This window comes from Frankia sp. Hr75.2 (assembly GCF_949319125.1).
Taxonomy (GTDB): domain Bacteria; phylum Actinomycetota; class Actinomycetes; order Frankiales; family Frankiaceae; genus Parafrankia; species Parafrankia soli.
Genome location: NZ_CASGGV010000297.1, coordinates 21,571 through 41,836 on the forward strand (window position 1 = coordinate 21,571; position 20,266 = coordinate 41,836).

Annotated in this window: 16 protein-coding genes, 1 tRNA gene and 1 riboswitch; of the genes, 8 read left to right on the plus strand and 9 right to left on the minus strand. The window is 71.9% G+C overall.

Annotated elements, in window-relative coordinates:
* Positions 1-83: 83 nt before the first annotated feature.
* Positions 84-464, plus strand: coding sequence for a hypothetical protein (locus tag AC559T_RS23210; RefSeq protein WP_235014738.1), 381 nt, complete (start codon positions 84-86; stop codon positions 462-464).
* A gap of 100 nt (positions 465-564) precedes the next feature.
* On the opposite strand, the gene AC559T_RS23215 is transcribed toward AC559T_RS23210, so the two are convergent.
* Positions 565-2,337 carry a DUF4139 domain-containing protein gene (locus tag AC559T_RS23215; RefSeq protein WP_498870113.1) on the minus strand — a complete coding sequence of 591 codons (1,773 nt, stop codon included), beginning with the start codon at positions 2,335-2,337 and terminating at the stop codon, positions 565-567.
* 1,454 nt (positions 2,338-3,791) lie between these two features.
* Here AC559T_RS23215 and AC559T_RS23220 point away from each other — a divergent pair.
* Together AC559T_RS23220 and AC559T_RS23225 are read left to right on the plus strand one after the other, a co-directional pair.
* A complete protein-coding gene (locus AC559T_RS23220; RefSeq protein WP_071064785.1) occupies positions 3,792-4,181 on the plus strand; it encodes a hypothetical protein in 390 nt (129 codons plus the stop codon).
* A gap of 819 nt (positions 4,182-5,000) precedes the next feature.
* Positions 5,001-5,177, plus strand: a riboswitch (cyclic di-AMP (ydaO/yuaA leader).
* Positions 5,178-5,337: 160 nt separating this feature from the next.
* Positions 5,338-6,288: a C40 family peptidase gene (locus tag AC559T_RS23225; protein WP_368954989.1), complete on the plus strand. Its 951-nt coding sequence runs from the start codon at positions 5,338-5,340 to the stop codon at positions 6,286-6,288.
* Between the two features lie 871 nt (positions 6,289-7,159).
* On the opposite strand, the gene AC559T_RS23230 is transcribed toward AC559T_RS23225, so the two are convergent.
* From AC559T_RS23230 to AC559T_RS23240, 3 genes are all read right to left on the minus strand, one after another.
* Complete coding sequence (locus AC559T_RS23230) at positions 7,160-7,828, minus strand: PHB depolymerase family esterase (protein ID WP_020463938.1); 669 nt, start codon at positions 7,826-7,828, stop codon at positions 7,160-7,162.
* A gap of 98 nt (positions 7,829-7,926) precedes the next feature.
* Positions 7,927-8,679, minus strand: a complete 753-nt coding sequence (locus AC559T_RS23235) for a type 1 glutamine amidotransferase (protein WP_020463939.1) — start codon at positions 8,677-8,679, stop codon at positions 7,927-7,929.
* On the minus strand, positions 8,676-9,929 hold the full coding sequence (locus AC559T_RS23240) for a MurT ligase domain-containing protein (RefSeq protein ID WP_020463940.1): 1,254 nt from the start codon (positions 9,927-9,929) through the stop codon (positions 8,676-8,678). Before AC559T_RS23240 ends, AC559T_RS23235 begins: the two co-directional genes overlap by 4 nt.
* Before the next feature lie 328 nt (positions 9,930-10,257).
* On the opposite strand from AC559T_RS23240, the gene AC559T_RS23245 reads away from it, so the two are divergent.
* The 4 genes from AC559T_RS23245 to AC559T_RS23260 all read left to right on the plus strand — a co-directional run bounded on the left by AC559T_RS23245 (position 10,258) and on the right by AC559T_RS23260 (position 12,405).
* The gene (locus AC559T_RS23245; RefSeq protein ID WP_498870114.1) at positions 10,258-10,743 is read left to right on the plus strand and encodes a tRNA adenosine deaminase-associated protein; all 486 of its coding nucleotides are present in this window, start codon (positions 10,258-10,260) and stop codon (positions 10,741-10,743) included.
* A 58-nt stretch (positions 10,744-10,801) separates the two neighbouring features.
* Entirely contained in the window at positions 10,802-11,272 is a 471-nt protein-coding gene (tadA, locus tag AC559T_RS23250; RefSeq protein WP_071064836.1) for a tRNA adenosine(34) deaminase TadA, read from the plus strand.
* Positions 11,273-11,306: 34 nt separating this feature from the next.
* Positions 11,307-11,393: transfer RNA gene (locus tag AC559T_RS23255), tRNA-Ser, on the plus strand.
* Between the two features lie 367 nt (positions 11,394-11,760).
* Positions 11,761-12,405: an NAD(P)-dependent oxidoreductase gene (locus AC559T_RS23260; RefSeq protein WP_071064779.1), complete on the plus strand. Its 645-nt coding sequence runs from the start codon at positions 11,761-11,763 to the stop codon at positions 12,403-12,405.
* Positions 12,406-12,563: 158 nt separating this feature from the next.
* Here AC559T_RS23260 and AC559T_RS23265 read toward each other — a convergent pair whose 3' ends face one another.
* Entirely contained in the window at positions 12,564-13,862 is a 1,299-nt protein-coding gene (locus AC559T_RS23265) for a pyridoxal phosphate-dependent decarboxylase family protein (protein WP_235013639.1), read from the minus strand.
* An 822-nt stretch (positions 13,863-14,684) separates the two neighbouring features.
* On the opposite strand from AC559T_RS23265, the gene AC559T_RS23270 reads away from it, so the two are divergent.
* Positions 14,685-15,743, plus strand: a complete 1,059-nt coding sequence (locus tag AC559T_RS23270) for a TIGR03617 family F420-dependent LLM class oxidoreductase (protein WP_071064775.1) — start codon at positions 14,685-14,687, stop codon at positions 15,741-15,743.
* 64 nt (positions 15,744-15,807) lie between these two features.
* On the opposite strand, the gene AC559T_RS23275 is transcribed toward AC559T_RS23270, so the two are convergent.
* The 4 genes from AC559T_RS23275 to AC559T_RS23290 all read right to left on the minus strand — a co-directional run bounded on the left by AC559T_RS23275 (position 15,808) and on the right by AC559T_RS23290 (position 20,254).
* The gene (locus tag AC559T_RS23275; RefSeq protein WP_112104910.1) at positions 15,808-16,995 is read right to left on the minus strand and encodes a cytochrome P450; all 1,188 of its coding nucleotides are present in this window, start codon (positions 16,993-16,995) and stop codon (positions 15,808-15,810) included.
* A gap of 460 nt (positions 16,996-17,455) precedes the next feature.
* Positions 17,456-18,085, minus strand: a complete 630-nt coding sequence (locus AC559T_RS23280) for an excalibur calcium-binding domain-containing protein (RefSeq protein ID WP_498870115.1) — start codon at positions 18,083-18,085, stop codon at positions 17,456-17,458.
* A 279-nt stretch (positions 18,086-18,364) separates the two neighbouring features.
* Positions 18,365-19,321, minus strand: coding sequence for an SDR family NAD(P)-dependent oxidoreductase (locus tag AC559T_RS23285; protein WP_498870116.1), 957 nt, complete (start codon positions 19,319-19,321; stop codon positions 18,365-18,367).
* A 168-nt stretch (positions 19,322-19,489) separates the two neighbouring features.
* Positions 19,490-20,254, minus strand: a complete 765-nt coding sequence (locus tag AC559T_RS23290) for a MerR family transcriptional regulator (protein ID WP_498870117.1) — start codon at positions 20,252-20,254, stop codon at positions 19,490-19,492.
* Positions 20,255-20,266 lie beyond the last annotated feature (12 nt).

Consider the following 20,266-nt stretch of genomic DNA (forward strand, 5'->3'; position numbering starts at 1 on the left):
GTCGTCCACCCGAATCACACATTTTTCCCAGTCCTTACAGGACCATGCCTACGGTACGGAGGGTTTCGGCTACTGTTCAGCACATGCTCGGCAGCGTCGCCCCCACCCCACTGAGCGAGGCGATCATCGCCGCCCGTTCGCGGCTCGGCCACGCTCGCAGTCTTCTGATCCGCCAGGAGCTACCACCCCTGGGCCACCTGATCATGCGTCATCAGATGCCCGTCCCCGGCGGCGCGGAGGCGCTGTGGGCCATCGTGTCGTCCTGGCCGGATCTCCACTCGATCCGCGGCCGGAGCCTCAACGACGGCGCCCACCCCGCGCTGCTCCACGTCCGGATGGGCAGCCCCGTCGTCATCCCGGCCGCCGCGGTGATCGACTGGGCCGTGATCGGCGACAACGGCCAGATCAAGGAGGGCGGCTGGACGCGCGGGCTCGACGCCTCCACCACCGCTCTCCCCCGGTGACCGCCCGTCGCGCGTGGTGGCCTCGTCCCTGGTGACAGCTCCCCTGGTCACGGCTCCCTGGTGACAGCTCCCCTGGTGACCGCCCGCGGGCGGCGCCGGGTCAGTCGCCCCAGCCGGTGATCTCCACGCCGCGAGGGTGCTCGAGCCGGTAGGACAGCGTGATCTCGCGGCTCGAGCCCGGCTCGAGCTCCAGCTCCCAGGTAAGCAGCCCCAGATCGGTGTGCTCGGTGGCGGCGGGAGCGGTCACGACCTCCCTGACCTGGATGTTCTCGTGCCGGGAGACCGGCACCTGGTCCCGTACGGTCACCCGGGCCCGCATCGGCGCGTGGTTGGTGACGGTGGTGCGGTGGACGACGTCCGTCCGCCGGGTGTTGCCGACCACCCGCCGGCCGGTGACCCGGCTGACCAGCTCGCGTTCCACCCTGATGCGGTCGTCCACCCCGAGCCGAAGCTCCATCTCCCCGCCGGGCGGGACGAGCTCGAGGCGCGTGGTGCCGACGAACTCCGGGCCGTGGAAGACCGACGCCTTACCTGGCGGCAACGTATGCGACGAGGTGTTCACGACCGCGGCGCGCAACAGCGCCTCGGCGGCGAGCTTGGGCACGGTGACGTGGTCGAGAACGGCGTCGAGCTCGATCACTGCCACGGTGGTGCGGTGCGGGTCCCCGTCCGCGGGTACCGCCACCGGCCGCGGCGGGCGGTAGGTCGACGCGGGGCCGGCCGACTCCAGCGTGGCCTCGGCGGCAGCCATCGGCGGCGGGGCCGATGCCGGTGCCGCCATCGCCGCCGGCATGAAGGTCGTCATGCCGTCGCCGCCACCGCCCCTGCCTTCGCCGGACGCCTTGGCCCGCCCGCGGGGAAGGACCCGCGGGCGGGCGATGTCCACATACTGCGGGCTCAGCTCGGGCAGGTCGACGCCGCTGGACGGGCGGGCCGTGGACAGCCGCAGGTCCGTCACGGGCCAGTCCTCGCCGGTGCGCTGGCTGATCATCGCGAACCAGGTCAGGGTGACCCGCTCGCCGTCCAGCCGGGCGTCGTAGCCGGATCTCCAGGAGGCGGAACGGACCAGGTAGGAGACCTCCAGGTCCACCAGCGAGGCTGTCCCGTCGACCAGCGCGCCCTCCGCCGGGCCGCCGGCCGGCGCCTCAGCCGAGCTCCCCGCCGGGCCTTCGGTGGCCGTCGGCGGCTCGAGGTCGACGACGATCGCGCGGGTGTCCGGCTCGGGCCGCGCGTGGCGGGCCTCGATGACCCGGCCGAGCACGGTCAGCTCCCGCTCCGTCTCCTCCCGCCGTTCGGCGAGCGCCCGCCGGCGCGCGTGGACGGCCGACATCTGCGCCGCGAACGCGTCGCCGACAGTGACCAGCCGGGCTGCCGCGTCCCCGGGCCCGTCGCCCTCGCGGTCGGTGCCTTCGCGCGCCCAGCCGCGCGCGAGGGCGCCGGCTCCCACCCGGGCGGCCACGTCGAGGAAGGAGCGACGGGCCCGCTCGGTCTCGTCCTCGTCGCCGATCTCGGCCAGGTGCGCGCGCAGCTCGGCCTGGCGGGCGCGCAGGTCGGCGAGGGCACCGGCGTCGGGGGTAGCCCGGGCCTGGGAGACGACCCGCACCCCGAGCACCCGCGCGGAGCCGGTGCCGCTGACCCGCACCGAGTCCTCGTCGAGCTCGAGCGGCAACCCGCTGAGAGTCACCTCGACCCGCTCGGACGGCGAGCCGAGCGTCGCGACATCGAACCGGCCACGGCGGGTCACGCGCGCGGCGGTGGGATAGACGACCACGGCGCTGATCGGCGCGTCGAGGAGCACCGACGGCGGCGCGCCCGTCGGTGCGCCCGTCGGTGCGTCAGGAAGGTCAGGTGTGCCGTCCGCCGTGGACATCATCCGGACACCATACGGTCGGCGACCGTGCTATCCCCGTGGGGCACCGCTGATCCCGATGCCGCCCGATGCCGCCCGGGCCGGGCGGCCGCGGGGCCCGTTACGGTCCGCCCGTCCAGGGAGACCCGAAAGGTGCGTCACCGGCCCCGTCCACCAGGACCGCGGCGCCACGGCAGGCCCGCGGCGGCGGGCGCCGGGCGGCTGGCCCGCGTGCGACCGTGGCCCCGGTGGCCGACGCCGCCCGCTCGACCGGGGTGGAACGCCACACTGAAGATCGTTTTTTGGTGGGCGCGCCGAGCTCCAGGCGACGGCCGAGCCCTCCGCGGCCATGACCTTGCGTCACCGTCAGACCGGAGGTAGGCACCGCGCCGGCTCGACCGCTCGCAGGCGAAGGCCTTCAGGCCCGCGAGCCCGGAGGCCATTCGGCCCATACCCGGCCGAGGAAGCAGCGGCCCGACCGAAGGTCATATCCCGCAGCCGCGGAAATGCCCGGTGGACGTCGATCCGATCACCGGAGGGGACCGGCCGTTCGACGCCCCCACCGGGCCTGGAACAACATCGAGTGCACCACCAGGATTGCTGAACGGACCTCGCCCTCCGTATGACTCCGCGGCCGCTTCCTGACTTCGCGTCGACCCGCTCACGACCGCGGAACCGCGCCGGCGACCGGTCATTGCGACGCCGCACAGCTCTGGTCTCTGGCCGTCCGACGCAGGTCGTCGGATCGGTCTCCCGGCGCGGCGGTACGGCTCACCAGGAACGGGTGGGAGATCACGCCGAATCAGCCCAGCAGGGAGGACCCGCCAAGCGGCCATCAGCCGATCGGATAGGCATCGATCCGATCAGCGCTGCGCGTAGCCGTTCCGGCTGGAGATCGGGAAGGCGCCAGATTCGCGCCGCCCGATTCGATTGTCCGACGATCTCACCGATGGTGGCCGCAGTGCCCGACAGCCCGTTCCATCCGATCAACGGAAACCGCGCTCCGTATACCGCGTATGCCGCGCCCGGCCGGGGTGCCGGAGCCCGCGACCTAGCCGACACCGAAGCCAGAGATATTACTCACAGTAACCATCATCGTCGGCGAGACCCGCGGCCGGGAGCGGCCGAATCCGCTTCCGACGCCTCTGGCCGCATCCCGTGGCAGTACGGGGTGTTGTGGGTATCGAGTCCGAACGTCGTCTGCCCGCGCGGCAAGTCGGGTTGATCCCGCACAGACAGGGGTATCCGTTGGTCGACACCCGATACGCGACACCCGTCTCCGTCGCCGTCTGTTGGCCGACGGCCGGATCCGGCCGACCGCATGCCGGAAACCCGATGCGTCGACTAACGTAACCAACCGTGTCGGAACTTCGGCGACGGTCGCGAGTGGCGTGGTGGCGCACATCCCACGCATTGCCGGACCGCGCCGCGACGCCCACGGGCCGGCCCGGTGCCGCTGCCAGCCGCCGGAGCCGGGCATGACACACCCACGCCCGCAGCACCACGAGATCTCCGTACTGCCCGACCGCGAGGACCTGATGGCCGAGCTGGCGAGCCGGCTCGAGGCCCTGGACGCCCTGCTGAGCCGGCTCGAGGATGCCGAGCGCCAGGCCGCGGACGCCGGTGAGCACCTCATCCGGACACGGCAGTGGCAGGAGGACACGGTCCGGACCATCCAGGAGGAACGGGCGCGGATGCGCCAGCGCCAGCAGGCCCTGGACGACCTGGCCGAGCACGCCCGCGCGGCCGTCGAGGCCCTGCACGGCAGCCACCGCTCGCTGCCGCCCGAGGTGAAGCAGCTCGAGATCGAGCTCCAGGTCCTCAACAGCTCCGGCTTCCTGACCCGGCGCAACGGCCGGGCTCGCTGAGCGGCGGTCCCCGCCGGGCGTCGAACGCTCCTCCTCCTCCTCCTCTCAGCCCCTGGTCCTCCTCTCAGCCCCTGATCAGCCCCTGACCCCTGACCCCTGGCCCCTGGCCCGGCCTGGTGGCGGGTGGCTCGCGTGTCCGCCCATGGGCCGTCCACCTCGCCGTTTGGTGTCCGCCTCGCCCTTTCGGGGCGCGATCAGACCGGGTTCGGCCCCCAAAGGGCGAGCGGGATACCAAAGGGCGAGCGGGACGCTCACGACGACTGGCCCGATCCGGTAGTTGACCAACTTCCGCGGGCCTGGCCGGCCAGGCCCGCGGAACTCGGGGCCCGGTGCCAGGTCGGTGCGCGGTGGCAGCGAGGCCCGGTGGAGCTTCCGGGGGGTGCCTGCCCGCGGGCGGCGCGTCGATCCGTTCACGTCCCAGGAGCACCGCGAAGGGGTCCTGGGGATCGGGCCGCGCGGTCGTCCGCGGCCGCCGGATCGAGGCGGGAAGAGACGGGCCGGGGACGGAGCGAACCGGGCCCGTGAGGGGCTCCGCGGGTAGTCCCAGCCCGGTCGGCCGGTACGGGAAACCCCCGCGCAAGCCAGGAAGTTCTGGTCACCTAACGTGTTGGGACGTGATCCTCGTGTGGGCGTCCAAAAACGTGACCGAAGGCTCAGCACCCCTCCTGACCTGGGCAGATGCGGCGCAGCAAGGGGCACTTCTTTGCACACTCGACGTAGTTGAGGAGGACTAGTGTTTACCCACACCATCCGTGTGGACTAGTCTCGCTTCCGACGTCACGACAACACCGGACCGAACGCCGAATCCTGCCCGCGGTCCTGGTGTCCCCTCCGAGTCGTCACCACGGGCAGGAGCGGGGGACCCACCTCCACCGGCTGGCGCCACGACACGGCGCTGGCCTAGGGGTGAAGTCCATCGCGTGAAGGTCGCGCTATGGACCGGGCAGCCCAGCCCGAACCCGACAGCTCACCTCGCAGGCGTACGGGAAGGAACGCAACGTTGTCTGCGCAAAGTGTGCAGCTTGATGCTGAGAGACGCCGGCAGGAAGGGCGCGGTCGCCACCGTGCACCGTCCGCCCCCACGGCGTCCAGCCGAGCCAGAGCCAGGGCCCGTACCGTCGCGGCCATCACCACCGGAACCGTCGCGGTCTCCGGGGTGGCGCTCGCCGGGTGCGCCCAGGATGTCAACTCGGACGTCGCGCTGGACGACGGCACGAACACCGCCCCGATGACGCTCGCGACCCAGATCGGGTCCCGGCTGGCGGTCGACGGAGCCATCCAGGCCGCCACCGCTACCGGCGGCGGTTCGGGCACCGTTCTCGACGCCACCACGGACATCTCCGCGCCGACTCTCTCGTCGAAGATCGACGTCGGCCTGCGCGTGACGAACCCCGAGGTCACGGTCAACGCGGACGAGCCCGTCAACATCGGCTTCTCGCTCTACAACGAGGAGACCCAGGCCCCGATCCCGGACCAGCTCATCAAGGTCCAGGTCAAGCTGCCGACCGGGTGGGCGACCTTCCTGCACCTGACGACGGACGACCGCGGCTTCGCGTCGTACACCGCGAAGGTGCTCACCACCACGAACGTCACGGCGATCTTCGACGGCACCGACGCCCTCCAGTCGGCGCACTCGGAGAACGACGCCACGCTGCGCGTCCGCCCGGCTCCGCCGCCCGCACAGGCCTCCCGCAGCGCGGACCGTACGGGCGTGAACGTCAACACCCCGGTCGTCAGCGTCAACCTGCCGGCGAGCTCCATCGGCGAGAAGGCCGTCTACCTGGCCTCGCTGCACGCCGGCAAGCCGTACGTCTACGGCGCCGAGGGCCCCAGCTCCTTCGACTGCTCCGGCCTGGTGCAGTACGTGTACCGGCAGCTCGGCAAGAACCTGCCGCGCACCACCGACGCGCAGTACGCCGCCACCACGCGGATCTCCCAGTACAACAAGGCGCCCGGCGACCTGATCTTCTTCGGGAGCCCCGGCAACATCTACCATGTCGGCATCTACGCCGGCGACGGCAAGATGTGGGTCGCGCCCCGCACTGGTGACGTCGTCAAGCTTCAGACGATCTACACGACCTCGTACTCGGTCGGCCGCGTCGCCTGAGAACGGCGGGCCCACGGCCCAGCCAGAAGGCCGTCTGTTCTCGACCTCGATCGTTCCACGCCCACGCACCGCTCGGACGGGGCTGCCCGAACGCAGACGCCCCGTCCCCCGGAACGAGCCGCAGCGCGATCTCCCCCTCCGGTCGCGCGCGGCTCCGCCGCCGGGTCGGGGTTGTCGGGATCAACCTCGGCCCGGCGGGTCTTCCGGAGTTCACCAGGTCCCCTGTACCGGACCGCCGGTGTCACGTCTGCTCAGAACGTCTGTGCTGCGGAATGTCCGGAGTAGCTCTGCCGCGGGCAGATTTCGACACCTTCCGCGATGCTTCCGCCACGTGGCGCCATCGATGAGCTGGCCGGCAGCCATGAACGGTAGGCCGTTGCGGCATCATTCTACTTCGTCATAAGTAGCGTAGATGTAGCTTTAGCCGGCCAGACTGCCACTATCAGGCAGCAACACCCCCATTCGAACCAACCCAGCACCAGCACCAGCCCACGCGAAAGTCAACCGCACCCCACCGATCCGAGATCCTTCCGGTGGGACGGACGTCAGATCCCCCCCCATCTGACGTCCGTCCGGCCGGAAGGCCCCGGACTCCGCTGGCCGTCTGTCCGATCCCCCCCCCATCGGGCCGGCGGCCAGCGGACCCCCTCAAGCCTTCCGGCCGCCCACTGGTCCGTCGGGGCCGTTACCCCCCCTCCCGGCGACGTCGACGGACCGCTCGAGCCCCGGCCGCCCCACCCCGCGGCAGGCGCAAGCCCCGAAATGGCCAGCAAGCCGTCCCCGGCGGGGCCGGCGGCCGGCCAATCTGCTAAATGACTAGTTCTTTGCTACTAGCGCGAACTGTCTGGTCAGCGCACCGAACCAAGCTGGGTCAGACCTTCCGGCGAAGGTCGCGGGAGAAGTCCCACAACGTGCTGCTGACCTTTTTGTCCCAGTCCGTCTCGGCAACCCGCCCGTGCTGGGTGACGTTGTCGCAGGTGGGGCCGGGCTCCGCTTCGAACTGTCCCACGACGCCCACCGCCGCGTAGACGGGGGGGCCGGGCGAGCAGGCGGCGAGCAGGGCGAGCCGCGCACCCTCCCCGATACCCCAGACGTATATCCGGTTCAGGTCGATGTCGGTGCGTTCCTCGTCCATGTAGCGGACGACGTCGCGCAGGTACTGCTGGTCCGCTCCATTCGGGTCGTCGAGTCGCCAGGTACCGGCGACCGCCTCCGGGAAGGCGAGCGCGAAGTCACGGCGGTTCGCCAGCGACGACGCGTCACTGTCATGTTCCAGTGAACTCGCATCCGTATTGTCATCGTGCAGGATGATTACCAGGGGCAACGGGTCATTCGGTTTGGAGGGTGCCTGAACGAGCAGTTCCCGGTCGGCTGACGGATAGCCATCCGGGATTGTGACCCGTTCGACCTTGGGACGGCCATTGGCCGCGACGAGCCACCAGATGGCCACAAGTGCCACCCCGGCGATGATCACGTTTCTCTTGTTCTTGCCCCACCAGCCGGCAAGGGGATTCGACGCCACGATCCAACCGAACCACACCCGGCCCCCGGAAATCGCCGGATTCAGCCCAGCGCGTCAACGCGGACCCGGGCGGGACGACGTCGGGTGGCACTTACCAGCCGTCCGCGGGCGCCCACTCAACCGCCGGCGAGCGCCCGCGCCCGCGCCCGGCGCAGCATGTCCGCCTCGACCGGCGCATCCAGCGGCGCCAGCCGGCCGTGCACCCAGGTCAGCAGCAGATCGGCCAGGGCCGGGTTCTGGGCCAGCACCGGCCCGTGCAGGTAGGTGCCGATGACCTTCCCGTCCACGATGCCGTCTGTGCGCGCGGGGGTGCCGTCGCCGACGCCGAGGCGCACCGTGCCGAGCGGGATGCCCCGGGACCCGGGAAGCGGGCGGGTGCGCCCGCCGTGGTTCTCGTACCCGTACAGCGTCGGCAGGCCGAGCCGCTGGTCGGGCTCCACCACGATGTCGCCCACGGCGCGCGGTGGCGGCGGGACGTCCGGCGGGTCGAACGAGCGGCGGGTCTCCATGTCCACCAGGTGGACGCCCTCGTGGACCCGGCCGTTGCCGGCCGGGAAGCTCGCCCCGATCACCTGGTAGCCGGCGCAGACCGCGAGCACCGCCGCGCCGCCCGACACCGCGCGGGTCAGGGAACGGTTGCGGCGCATGCCGTCCGCGGCCAGCACCTGCGGCTCGTCCTCGCCGCCGCCGAGCAGGTAGATGTCGCAGTCGGCCGGGACCACCTCGCCGGCCGGCACCTCGACGATCTCCGCCCGCAGCCCCCGCCAGCGCAGCCGCTGGGCGAGCACGATCGCGTTGCCGCCGTCGCCGTACGTGCCGAGCAGCTCCGGGTAGATCAGGGCGATCCGGGTCGCCGACTCGCGGCTCACCGGGTCGTCCGCACGAGCAGATCACGGAAGGCGGTGTAGTTCGCGACGACGTCCAGCGCCTTGTCGTTCGCCGCGGTCGCGGCGTCCTCGGCGTCGGCGTGCACGGTGTGGGGCACCTCGGCGTAGGCGAGCCGCACGCTCATGTCCTCCTTGCGGCCTCCGGTGACGAGCACCTGGCGGCCGGCGAGCCGCTCGAACGGGACGTCCCAGATCCAGGACGGGTCGCGCCCGTCCGCCGTCTGCGAGTTGAAGTCGATCAGCACCGGACGTGGCGGGGCGGAGTTGAGCAGCTCCATCATCTCCACCCAGCCGGCCGGGTTCTTCGCGAGCAGGAGGCGGGCCAGCTTCCCGTCGGGGCCCAGCGGCACCTCCTGGTAGCGGCCCTGCACGTCACCGATGCCACGCATCGCGGCGAGCGCGTCCTCGACGTCGACGCCGAACTCGCGCGCCGCGGCCGCGGCCATCGCCGCGTTCGCGAGGTTCACCCGCCCCGGCAGGTCGATGTGCGCCGGAATGCGCCGCCCGAACCACATCAGCTCGCCCAGCCCGGCGACGGAGACGATCGGCTCCGGTCGGGCCAGGCCGCACTCGCACCACCAGCCGGTGGCGTTGCGGTGCAGCAGCCGGGCGCACTGCGGGCACACCATCGCGTCGGCGGTCCAGTTCTGCCCCGCCGACACCCAGATCTGGCGGGACCAGGTCATCGCGGACCAGGCCACAAGAGGGTCGTCCACGTTCGCCACGACGACGGTGTCGCGCAGGTCAGCGCCCAGCTCGCGCCAGAGCGCCGCGATGCGTCGCGTCTCGTTGGACCGGTCGAGCTGGTCGCGCGAGATGTTGAGCAGCAGCACCACCCGCGGCTCGATCGCCCGCGCCACCTTGGGGAGCCAGATCTCGTCGACCTCGAGGGCGGCGGCCGCGTCGTAGGGCGGCTTGGACAGCGCCGCCAGCACGCCGGGCGCCATGTTCGCGCCCCCGCTGTTCGACTTGACCGGGCCGAGCGTCCCCAGCGCGCGGGCCAGCAGCCGGGTGGTGGTCGTCTTGCCGTTCGTGGCCGAGACGCACGCCGTGAGCCGGTTGGAGCCGACCTCGGCCAGTGCGTCCGGCGCGATCCGAAGGGCGAGCTTGCCGCCGATCATCTCGCCCGAGCCCCGGCCGAGGCGGCGGGACGCCTCAGCGGCCAGTCGCTCGACGGCGAGCGCGGCCTGGGTACGGGCGGAGAACCGGCGGCGTGGAAGGGGGGTCATCATCGCTCCTCCAGACTGCCATGCCCGCACCCGCCGCCGGTGCCCACCCCGCACTGTGCGCCGTTCGCGCGGTTCGCGGTATGCACGCCGCCTCGCGGCCGTCCCGCGCCCGCGGCGGTGGGCCGCCAAGTGGGTAGACCCAGCCCTGACCCGAGCCCCCGGCCGAGTGTCCGGGAGCACTCATGAGCGGGCAACCACCGCCCCAGGTGGATGAGTAGGACACCCAGAGGTGAGAATCACAGAAGTGATGGGGCATCACCCCGGGTCGGCGGACGCACAGATCACGTGAGGACACGTGAGGACCCGGCGGGAAGGGACGTGAGGACAGACAGTGACCACCAAGGGGATAGCGATCGCCCGTGACGGCGAGCGATGGGCGGCTCACGACCTCGACATCGCCGACATGGAGGATCTCGACGCGCTCGTCGACGCCATGCACGACCTCTCCTCGGGCACGGTCATCGCGTTCGTCGAGGAGGACGACGAGTACCTGGCCATCGTGCGCATCGGCGCGCAGGACCCCGATCCGAAGGTCTTCCTCTCGGACCGCCGGGTCCTGCTGAGCTCCGACCTCGCCGAGCGGCTCTTCGCCGACGCGCTCCCGTCCATGGTGGCGCTCGAGGACGACTCGGAGGACGACGCCCCGGTGGGCCAGGCGTCCCCCGTCGGCGACCTCGACCTGCTGGCGGATCTCGGGACGACCGCTGATGCGCTGCTGGAGCTGATCGCCGAGGAGGGCATGCTGCCCGCCGACGTGATCAGCGCGGTCAGCGAGCGGGCCGGCGCCGGGGAGATCTTCGACGAGGTCCGTGGCTGACACCCGCTCACCGGTGGCGGACACCCGCGCACCGGTGACGGACGGCTACCGCGAGGCGATGGGCCTCGCCCTGGCCGAGGCCGATCTCGCCCGGGCCGCCGGGGACGTCCCGGTCGGCGCGGTCGTCGTGGCGGCGGACGGGGCGGTGCTCGGCCGCGGCCACAACGCGCGCGAGGCCGCCGGCGACCCGACCGCCCACGCCGAGGTCGTCGCGCTGCGCCAGGCCGCGGCCCGGCTCGGTTCCTGGCGCCTGACCGGGGCGACCCTCGTGGTCACCCTGGAGCCGTGCACCATGTGCGCCGGGGCCCTCGTCCTCGCCCGGGTGGACCGGCTCGTCTACGGCGCCGTGGACGACAAGGCCGGCGCCGTGGGCTCCCTGTGGGACGTCGTCCGCGACCGGCGGTTGAACCACCGCCCCGAGGTCGTCGCGGGCGTCCGCGGGCAGGAGTGCTCGGAGCAGCTCGCCGCCTTCTTCGCCGACCGGCGGACGCAACGCCGCGACACACGCCGTCCGCGCACCCCCGACTAACCGGACCAGGACGACGTCGCGTAAGCTAGCCCGCGGTGGAGTCGCCTAGTGGCCGAGGGCGCACGCCTCGAAAGCGTGTGAGGGGGCAACCCCTCCGTGGGTTCAAATCCCACCTCCACCGCCCAGAAAGCCCGGCCCGGAACACCGGCGGCGACACCGCCGTCTGACGGCCCGGCACGACCACCGGCCATGGCCGTCACCTGCCTGTTCCACCAGGGCCGGTGACGGCCATCCGCCGTGAGTTCACGGCCATCGACCTTCACTTCTCGACCGCGATGTCGGCACTTCTCGACCGCGGTGTGCGGCCTTCTGTTCCGGTTCGCTGTTCCCGATCGCTGTTCCCGATCGCAAACGAAGCCGAGTTGCATTGACTCCGGAGCGTGTCATAGTCGATACGCAAGGTAACGATCCGTGACCATGCCACCGTCGTTCCGCCAGCGGATCGATATCTCCACGGTCACTGCGTCACCCGAATCCGGAGGTCAGGAATGGCAAGGATCGTTGTTCTCGGTGCCGGTGGTCAGGTAGGGCGGTCCATCGTTGCCGAAGCCGTCAGGCGCGGCCACGAGGTCACGGCGGTCGACCAGGACCAGAACGCGCTGAAAGGGGTTCCCCGCCAGGCCACCGCCGTCACCGGGGACGTCACCGGGCGCGACATGGTCCAGCAGCAGGCGCAGAACGCGGACGTGGTCGTGGTCGCCCTCGCCGGGTGCACCCGGCCCGAACACGCGAACACCGCGCGCGCGGTCGTCGAGGTGGCGAACAAGCTGGGTGCCAAGGCGCCCGCGGTCATCCACATCGGCAACGGCGGGCTGCTGGAGAACGCCGACGGCGAGCGCATCGTCGACACCCAGGAGTTCCCCGCCGCCGAGCGCAAGGAGGCCCTCGACCAGGCCGACGCGCTCGACGTCCTCCGGGCCGCCAAGCACAACCTCAAGTGGACCTGCGTCGTCCCGCCGCCGCGCAACTTCGGCCCGGGCCGCCGGCGTGAGGCCTACCGCACGGCCGGCGACCGCCCGGTGACCGACGCCCAGGGCAACATCGGGATCTCGTACGAGGATTTCGCGTTCGCCGTCCTGGACGAGGTGGAGAAGCCGCGGTTCCGCAACAAGCGGTACACGGTGGGGTACTGACCTCCCGCTGGCGACACCATTCGCCGCGGGATGACAGCCTGAAAGCCGGGCCTCCGGCGGAACGCCGGCCGGAGGCCCGGCCGCATCGCTTGTGAAGCCCATGCTTGCGAAGAGCCCATGGGCGATCGCTTGTAAAGGCCATGCGCGCGTTCAGGCGTTCAGGCCATGGTGGCGAGAATCAGGTCGATGTCCTCCGGTGTGGTCGCCGGATTGACGATCGCGAACCGGGTCACCGTCTCCTGCCGGTGCACGGTCGGGGTCACGAACGCGAGCCCTTCGGCAAGCAGGCGTTCCGTCCACCGGTGATAGCTCTCGGCCGGCCAGCCCAGCCGGCGGAACACGACGACCGAGAGCTCCGGCTCGCGCACGAGCTCCACGAACGGCAGGGCCCGGATGTGGTCGGCCGCCGTCCGCGCCGTCGCCAGGCAGCGCTCGACCGCGGAACCGTACGCATGTGTCCCGTAGGTGGCGAGCGAGAACCAGAACGGCAGGCCGCGGGCCCGCCGGGAGAGCCCGACCTCGTAGTCCGAGGGGTTCCAGGCCCCCGGCGTGTCGAGTACCTCCAGATAGCCTGCCTGCTGCGCGTGGGCGGCGCGGGCCGCGGCCGGGTCGCGGTACACCAGCGCGCAGGCGTCGAACGGCGCGAACAGCCACTTGTGCGGGTCGACGATGAAGGAGTCGGTCTCCTCGATGCCGTCGAACAGGTGCCGCACGGACGCGGCGGCGGCGCCCGCGAGGCCGTAGGCGCCGTCGACGTGGACCCACACGTCGTGCCGGCGGCAGGCGTCGACGACACCGCGGATGTCGTCGACGATCCCGAACTGGGTGCTGCCGGCCGTGGCCACCACGGCGAACACCCCGCCGTCGCCGGCGAGCTCGTCGAGCGCGGTGGCCACCGCCCCGCCGGTCAGCCGCCCGTCGTCGCCGGTCGGGACGACCACCAGGTCGACGTCCATGACCTCGGCCGCCTGGCGCAGCGAGGAGTGCGCCTCGGAGCCGCACAGGAACCGCCAGCGCGGTGGCTGAGGGAGCCCTCGGGCCGCCCGGCGCGCCCGGGCGGCGTGCCGCGCGGCGACGAGCGCCGAGACGTTGCCGACCGTCCCGCCCTGGACGAACACCCCGCCGGCTCCCGGCGGGAAGCCGACGAGGTCGGACAGCCAGCGCAGCGCCTCGTTCTCCGCGTGGACGGCACCGCCGCCCTCCAGCCAGCTCCCGCCGTAGATCGACGAGGCGCCGACCACCAGGTCGAACAGGATCGCCGCCCGGGTCGGCGCCGCCGGGATGAAGGCGAGGTTGCGCGGGTGGTCCGCCGATATACAGGCACGCGACAGCACCTCGTCGAACACCCGCAGCGCGGCGAGACCACCGATGCCCTCCGGGGTGATCGTGCGCCCGGCCCGCGCGGACAGCTCGGCCGGTGGGCTCGGACCGTCCAGCGGGACGGGATCCAGACTCATCCGAGTGCGGGCGTAATCCACCACCGCCTGGACGAGCTCCGGGCGCTGCGCGCCGAAGATCGGCACATCGAATGGGTGCACCCGGCGCAGTCTAGGTCCCCGCCGGAGCGCTGCCGAAAGGATCACGCCGGCGCGCGCACCGGGGTAATCCACCGATCACCGGCGAATACCGGGAGACACCCGGCGGGTGAATGCCGGAAAACAATCAGAAAACAACCGGGCCCTGCGTGACAGCGACAGGGAGCCGTACCCGTCATGCCGTCGGCCCGCTCCCGTCAGCCCGGGCCACGCGGACAGACAGGGTCGCCTAGCTGCTGCGCTGGCGCCGCACGAGGAAACCGCCACCGACGAGAGCAACCAGCATGACGATCATTCCGATGCGCTTCATGAGACACCTCCACGATGAGGACCGGCGACCACCGGGGGTACCGGCGATCACCGCGTTCAAGGGCACAACATACCGGCTGACCGAGGCTCGGTCGCACCGCCGTGCGGAAATGAAGGATCGTTGTCCGGATCCGGTCTTTACCGGGCCCGCGCCCACCTGTTACACACCGCAGGAAGGCCACGGCATCGGGACGCGACGGTGCCCGGCCGCGGCGGTGGAGACCCGGGCGACGCCACCTCGCGCCGGGCATTCTTCTCATTCGCGTTTCGCTGTCGCCATATACGTCATGAAGCCCACGCCCAACCCATGCCGATCACTTGGCGCTAAACGTTGACGCGTCGACCCCGGCGCCGACCGGCCGTCCGCTGTTAGCTTTCAGGACATACGAGCCCCGCGGGAGGCGGCCCGCGGGGCGACGTCGAGGAGGCGGCAACGTGAAGGTCGACAGCACCCTTGGCGCGCTGGACATCGCTGCCGGCCAGGCCCGCGCCGCGCAGGCCGCCGGCTACGACGCCATCTGGACCGGGGAGGTGAACCAGGACCCGTTCCTCCCGCTGACCCTCGCCGCCGACGCGACGTCCACGATCGAGCTGGGCACCTCGATCACTGTCGCGCTGTCCCGCTCGCCGATGTCGCTGGCGTACACCGCGCACGACCTGCACGGGTTCTCCGGCGGCCGGCTCCGGCTCGGCCTCGGCTCGCAGGTGAAGGCGCACATCACCCGCCGTTTCTCGATGCCGTGGGGCCGGCCCGCGCCACAGCTGCGCGAGTTCGTCCTGGCGCTGCGCGCGATCTGGTCGTCCTGGTCGGAGGGCACCCCGCTCGCCTTCGAGGGCGAGTACTACCGGCACACGTTGATGCCGCCGGCGTTCGTCCCGAAGCCGCACCCTTTCGGGCCACCCCAGGTGCTCCTCGCCGGCGTCGGGGACGTCATGACCCGGGTCGCGGGCGAGGTCGCCGACGGATTCCTGTGCCACTGGTTCACCAGCCCGCGCTGGATCCGCGAGCACACCGTTCCCGCGCTGCTGGCGGGCCGGCAGCGCGCGGGCCGCACGCTGGACGGCTTCGACATCGTCGCCGGCGGGTTCGTCGCCACCGGCACCGACCAGGAGATCACCGAAGGGCTGGCAAGGATGCGCGCCCAGATCTCCTTCTACGGGTCGACCCCGGCCTACCGCCCCGTGCTGGAGCTGCATGGATGGGGCGATCTCGGCAGCGAGCTGACCGCGCTGTCCAAGCAGAACCGGTGGACCGAGATGGCCGCCCTGATCGACGACGACGTCGTCGAGACCTTCGGCATCGTCGCGGCGCCCGCGGACGTCCCCGCCCGCATCGCCGAGCGCCTCGGCGGCCTGGCGACCCGCACGACGTTCACGCCGCCGCCGTCGTTCGGCCCCGAGCAGACCCGGGAGATTCTGGCCGCCATCCAGGCGATCCCGACCGCGGCCCCGACCACCGGCGCGGCGGGCCGGCACGGGACCGGACCCGCGTAACCAGACCCGGTCCCGCGGACTCCCCGCGCGGCGCGCGGCGCGCGCCGCGCGGGGAGATGCTCACTCAGACCTTGATGGGCAGCTTCTCGTAGCCGCGCACGGTGCTGGTGTGCAGGCGCACCGCGTTGTCGCGGTCGACCTCGTAGTTCGGGAAGCGGCGCAGGGTCTCCTCCAGCGCGATCCGGCCCTCCATGCGGGCGAGCGCCGCGCCGAGGCAGAAGTGCGGGCCGCGGCCGAACGCCAGGTGGCTGTCGAAGTTGCGCTTGATGTCGTAGCGGTCCGCGTCCGGGTACTTGCGCTCGTCGCGGTTGGCGGACGAGGTGAGCAGCAGGATCCTGGACTTTGCCGGGATCGTGGTGCCGTGCAGCTCGACCTCACGGGTGTTCACCCGGCCCTGCACGGGGGACGGCGACTCGTAGCGCAGCGTCTCCTCGACGGCGTTGCCCAGCAGCGACGGGTCGGCGGCCAGCTCGGCACGCTGGTCCGGGTGGGCCTCGAGCAGGTCACCGGCCCAGCCGAGCAGGCGGGCGACGGTCTCGGTACCGGCAGCGACGAGCAGGTTGGTGAAGTCGGCGGCCTCGGAGGTGGTGAGCCGGCGGGCGCCCTCGTCGGTGGTGATCTCGGCCTCGGCGAGGCCGGTCATCATGTCGTCGCGCGGGGCCGTGCGCCGCGCGTCGATCTGCTCGGAGAAGTAGGTGTGCAGCTTGATCTGCGCGGCGAAGGAGACGTCGTTGATCATCCCCTTGCCCTCCTCGATGTGGAAGGTCTGGTCGATCGTCTGCCGGATCTCCTCCCGGTCGGCCTCGTCGACGCCGATGAGCTTGGAGATGACCAGAGAGGGGAGCTGGGCGGCGAAGTCCTGGATGTAGTCGAACCCGCCGCCGCCGATCTGGGGATCCAGCAGCTCCGCGCAGATCTCGCGGATGCTCCCCTCGAGCCCGCCGACCCGTCGCGGCGTGAACGCCCGCGAGACCAGGACGCGCAGCAGCGTGTGCGTGGGCGGGTCCATGAAGATGATCTGACCGGTGTTGAACGGCTCCGGCCCCATGAGCTCGAGGACCGTGCCGTGCGCGGAGCTGTACGTCTCGGGCTCGACGTGGGCCGCGTCGACGTCCGCGTGCCGGGAGAGCGCGTAGAAGTCGTGCTTCTCGTTGCGGTAGACCGGTGCCTCGTCCCGCAGCCGGCGCCACAGTGGATGCGGATTGACGTCGATGATCTTGTCGAACGGGTCCCAGTACAGGTCTTCCGTCACGGTTGAGCCCTTCTCTGTGCCAGGCCCGCGCTGCGAGCCACCGAGGACAGCCAGTTCACGTCGCCATGCCCGCGCCCGGCCGGTCACCGGAGGCATCACGGCCGCAACTCCCTGACCAGGCCGATGTCTGCACCGGGCAAGACACGTCACCGCCAGTTCGTCAACGCTTATGAGCAGATTGGCGTGGGACGCACTCCACGAGCAAGGGACTTACCCCGACAGTCCGGGTCGAGCCGGGCCCCGTGCCGCGGGTGGAACCGCCGCAGATCGCCCTCGCCTCGAAGAAGCGGCCAGCCAGGATGAACTCGGAGCCCTCCGCTGGTCGATCCGGCCGGGTCGGTTGCGGGCCGTCGACCCGTGCCCGGCGGCCGTCGGGGCGATCTCCGCCGGTGAGTCACCCCGCCGACCGCAAGCCGCATACCCCTAGGGGGTACCTGTCAAGCCACCCGCGGAGCGCGGTTCAGAGATCGGGCAGCCAGCAGCTCAGGTATTCCAGGATGGGCAGCCCGCCTCGCTGTGCCCCCGCGTCCTCGTCGCACAGCGCCGACGGCCTGTCCTGCTCGCACGCGGTCCCGTCCCCGTCGTCGTCCAGCGCGGACCGGTACCCCGGCTGGCCCCTGTGCAGCGGCGCGGCGCCGGCGGCGCGGGCGTCCGCGCAGGACTGGTAGGACGTGGTCGCCGGGCGGGTGGGCCGCGCCTGGTCCGGAGTGGCCGACGGCGTGGGCGTGGGCGCCGCCGTCTGCTCGGCGGTCGGCGTCGTCTCCGCGGGGGACGGGGGCGCGGGCGGCGGCGCGGCGGCCACCCGGGCCGGCGCCGCCGACGGGCGGGGCACCGCTGACGGAACCGGCGGCGCCACCGGGGGCGCGGGCGACGGCCCCGGGGTGGTCGGTATCGCGACCGGCGCAGGCTCGGCGAGCGCGCCGACCGCGCCGGAGCGGGCCGCACCCGATCCCGGCGCCGGTGCGAGGGCGACCGCTACCAGCAGTAGCAGAAGGACCCCGCCTACGCCGCCGCTGACCCGCCGGTGCCCGCGAACCCAGGCGTGTATCCCATGGCCCCACTCCACCGGCCGCTGGCGCAACATCCGCATGCTCCTCCTCCGCTGGTCCGATCCTCATCGGACGAGCGGGGCGAAAGCCACTGCGCGAAGCAAAGTCGCTACTTTTCGGCACCACCGCACGGGTGGCCCTCCCGACACTTCACTTTCGGGGCGCAACGGGCGGGTCGCCGGCCTGTTCGCCGCGACGGCCGTGGCGGACGCCGGCGCCGCGCGACTGGATGCCGGCGCCGGATCAGTTCCGGTTGAGAGTTGGCCGCACTGGCCGCCAGCACCGCCGGTGCGGTGGCCGCCTCCGGCTGAAACACGGCGTCACAGGCCGGCGAGCATGCCGCCGTCGACGATAACCGAGGTGCCCGTCAGGAAACTCATGTCCGGCGAGGCCAGGGCGAGGGCGGCGGCGGCCATCTCCTCCGGGCGGGCCATCCGGCGCAGCGCGTCGACGTTGTCCGCGCCGTACTGGGCCTTGCCGGCTGCCCACTGCTCGTCGGTGATGTTCGGGGGGCGGCGGCGGTCGACCAGCCCCGTGTCGGTGGTGCCCGGGGAGAGCGCGGCAACCCGGATGTTGTCCTGTCCGTAGTCCAGGGCCGCGGTGCGTACCAGGCCGGTGACGCCTCCCTTGCTCGCGCTGTAGGCGCCCAGTCCGGGCCTGCTGGCGAACTCGTTCGCGGAGCCGGTGACGAGGATGACGCCGCCGCCGGACTCCCGCATCGGTGGCACCTCGTACTTGATGGCGAGGAAGACCCCGCGGGTGTTGGTGTGGGCGGTGTCGTCCCACTCCTCGACGGTCATCTCGTGCAGCAGCTTCACGATCTGGGTTCCGGCGTTGTTGAGCGCGACGTCCAGCCGGCCGTACCGGTCGGCGACACCGGCCACGAACGACTCGACCTGGGCGGGATCGCGGACGTCGGCCCGCGTGTAGGCGGCCTCTCCGCCCGCGGCGCGGATCTCCGCCTCCACACGGCGGCCGAGCTCCTCCCGCCTGCCGCAGAAGCCGACTTTCGCTCCCTCCCGGGCGAAGGCGATGGCCGCCGCCCGTCCGATGCCCGAGGTCGCTCCCGTGACGAGGACGACCTTCCCCGCGAACCGACGCGCCGGCGCCGGATTGGGCGTCGGCGCGGGGGTCGGGGCGGGGGCGGGGGCGGACGCCGCGGCGGCCACACCGACGGGTACGGCCGTCGCCGCGGCCACCGTGGTGACGAGTCCCGCCGCCCCGGCAAGCAGGCTCCGGCGGCCCGCGGGTCTGGCCCCGCGGTGGTCCTTGGTCATCGTCGCTCCTCCACGGCAGGGGTGACATCCACGGCCAGGGACGACCGCGGACAACCGCAGTACACCTGCCATGGCGCGGCGTGGCATCGGACCACGGTCCCTCCGCCGGCGGACGACGGTACGACCACCGTCCCCACCCGGGTCCCAGCGGAACTGCCGATGGCAGCGCTATGCCGGACGGATCCGTTCGAACTTGGTCCAGCCGCGCCAGCCGCGCTCCTCGAGCCGTTCCAGGAGCCGACGGGCGGTCGGCACCGAGTCGAGGAAGACCGAGTCGAGGAGCTGCGCGAGTTCGTCGGGCATCACCTCGTCGTGGTTCTCCCATCCTTCGGCATCGGCCTCGATGAGGGCGACGAGCCGGTCGCCTACGGCCGCCACCCGCGGGTCGTCCGCCTCCCAGCCGATCATCGCGGCGAGATCGCGGTAGAGTTCGACCGTTGCCGGGTCGTCGAGTTGCTGCTGCTTCACCTTCATGTAGAGCGGCATGTGCTCGGGGAGTTGGGCGGCCACCAGGATCCAGGCGTCCCGCTCGCCCCCGATCATCAGGTCCGGCAATCCGAGCTCACGCAGCCGGTCGAGGTACGCCACCGCCTCCGGCGGCAGGGCCAGGCTGTCTCCGGCTGCCAGTTGCGCGATCCGCTCGCGGTGCCGCTGCCGCTCCCTGATCTCCGCGCGCAGGCGCCGGTCGATGTCGGCGACGGCAGCGTTGAACTCCTCCTCGCCCGCGGCCAACAGCTCGCGGACGCGCGCGAGTGGCACGCCGGCGCCGGCGAGCGTACGGATCCTGATGAGCTCGACGACGGCGTGGGCGTCGTAGCGCCGGTAGCCGGAGTGGTCGCGCTCCGGTTCCGGCAGGAGACCCTTGGCGTGGTAGTGCCGCACCGCGCGCACGGTGACGCCGGCGTACGACGCCAGCTGGCTGATCGTGAGCACCGCGCCAGTCTC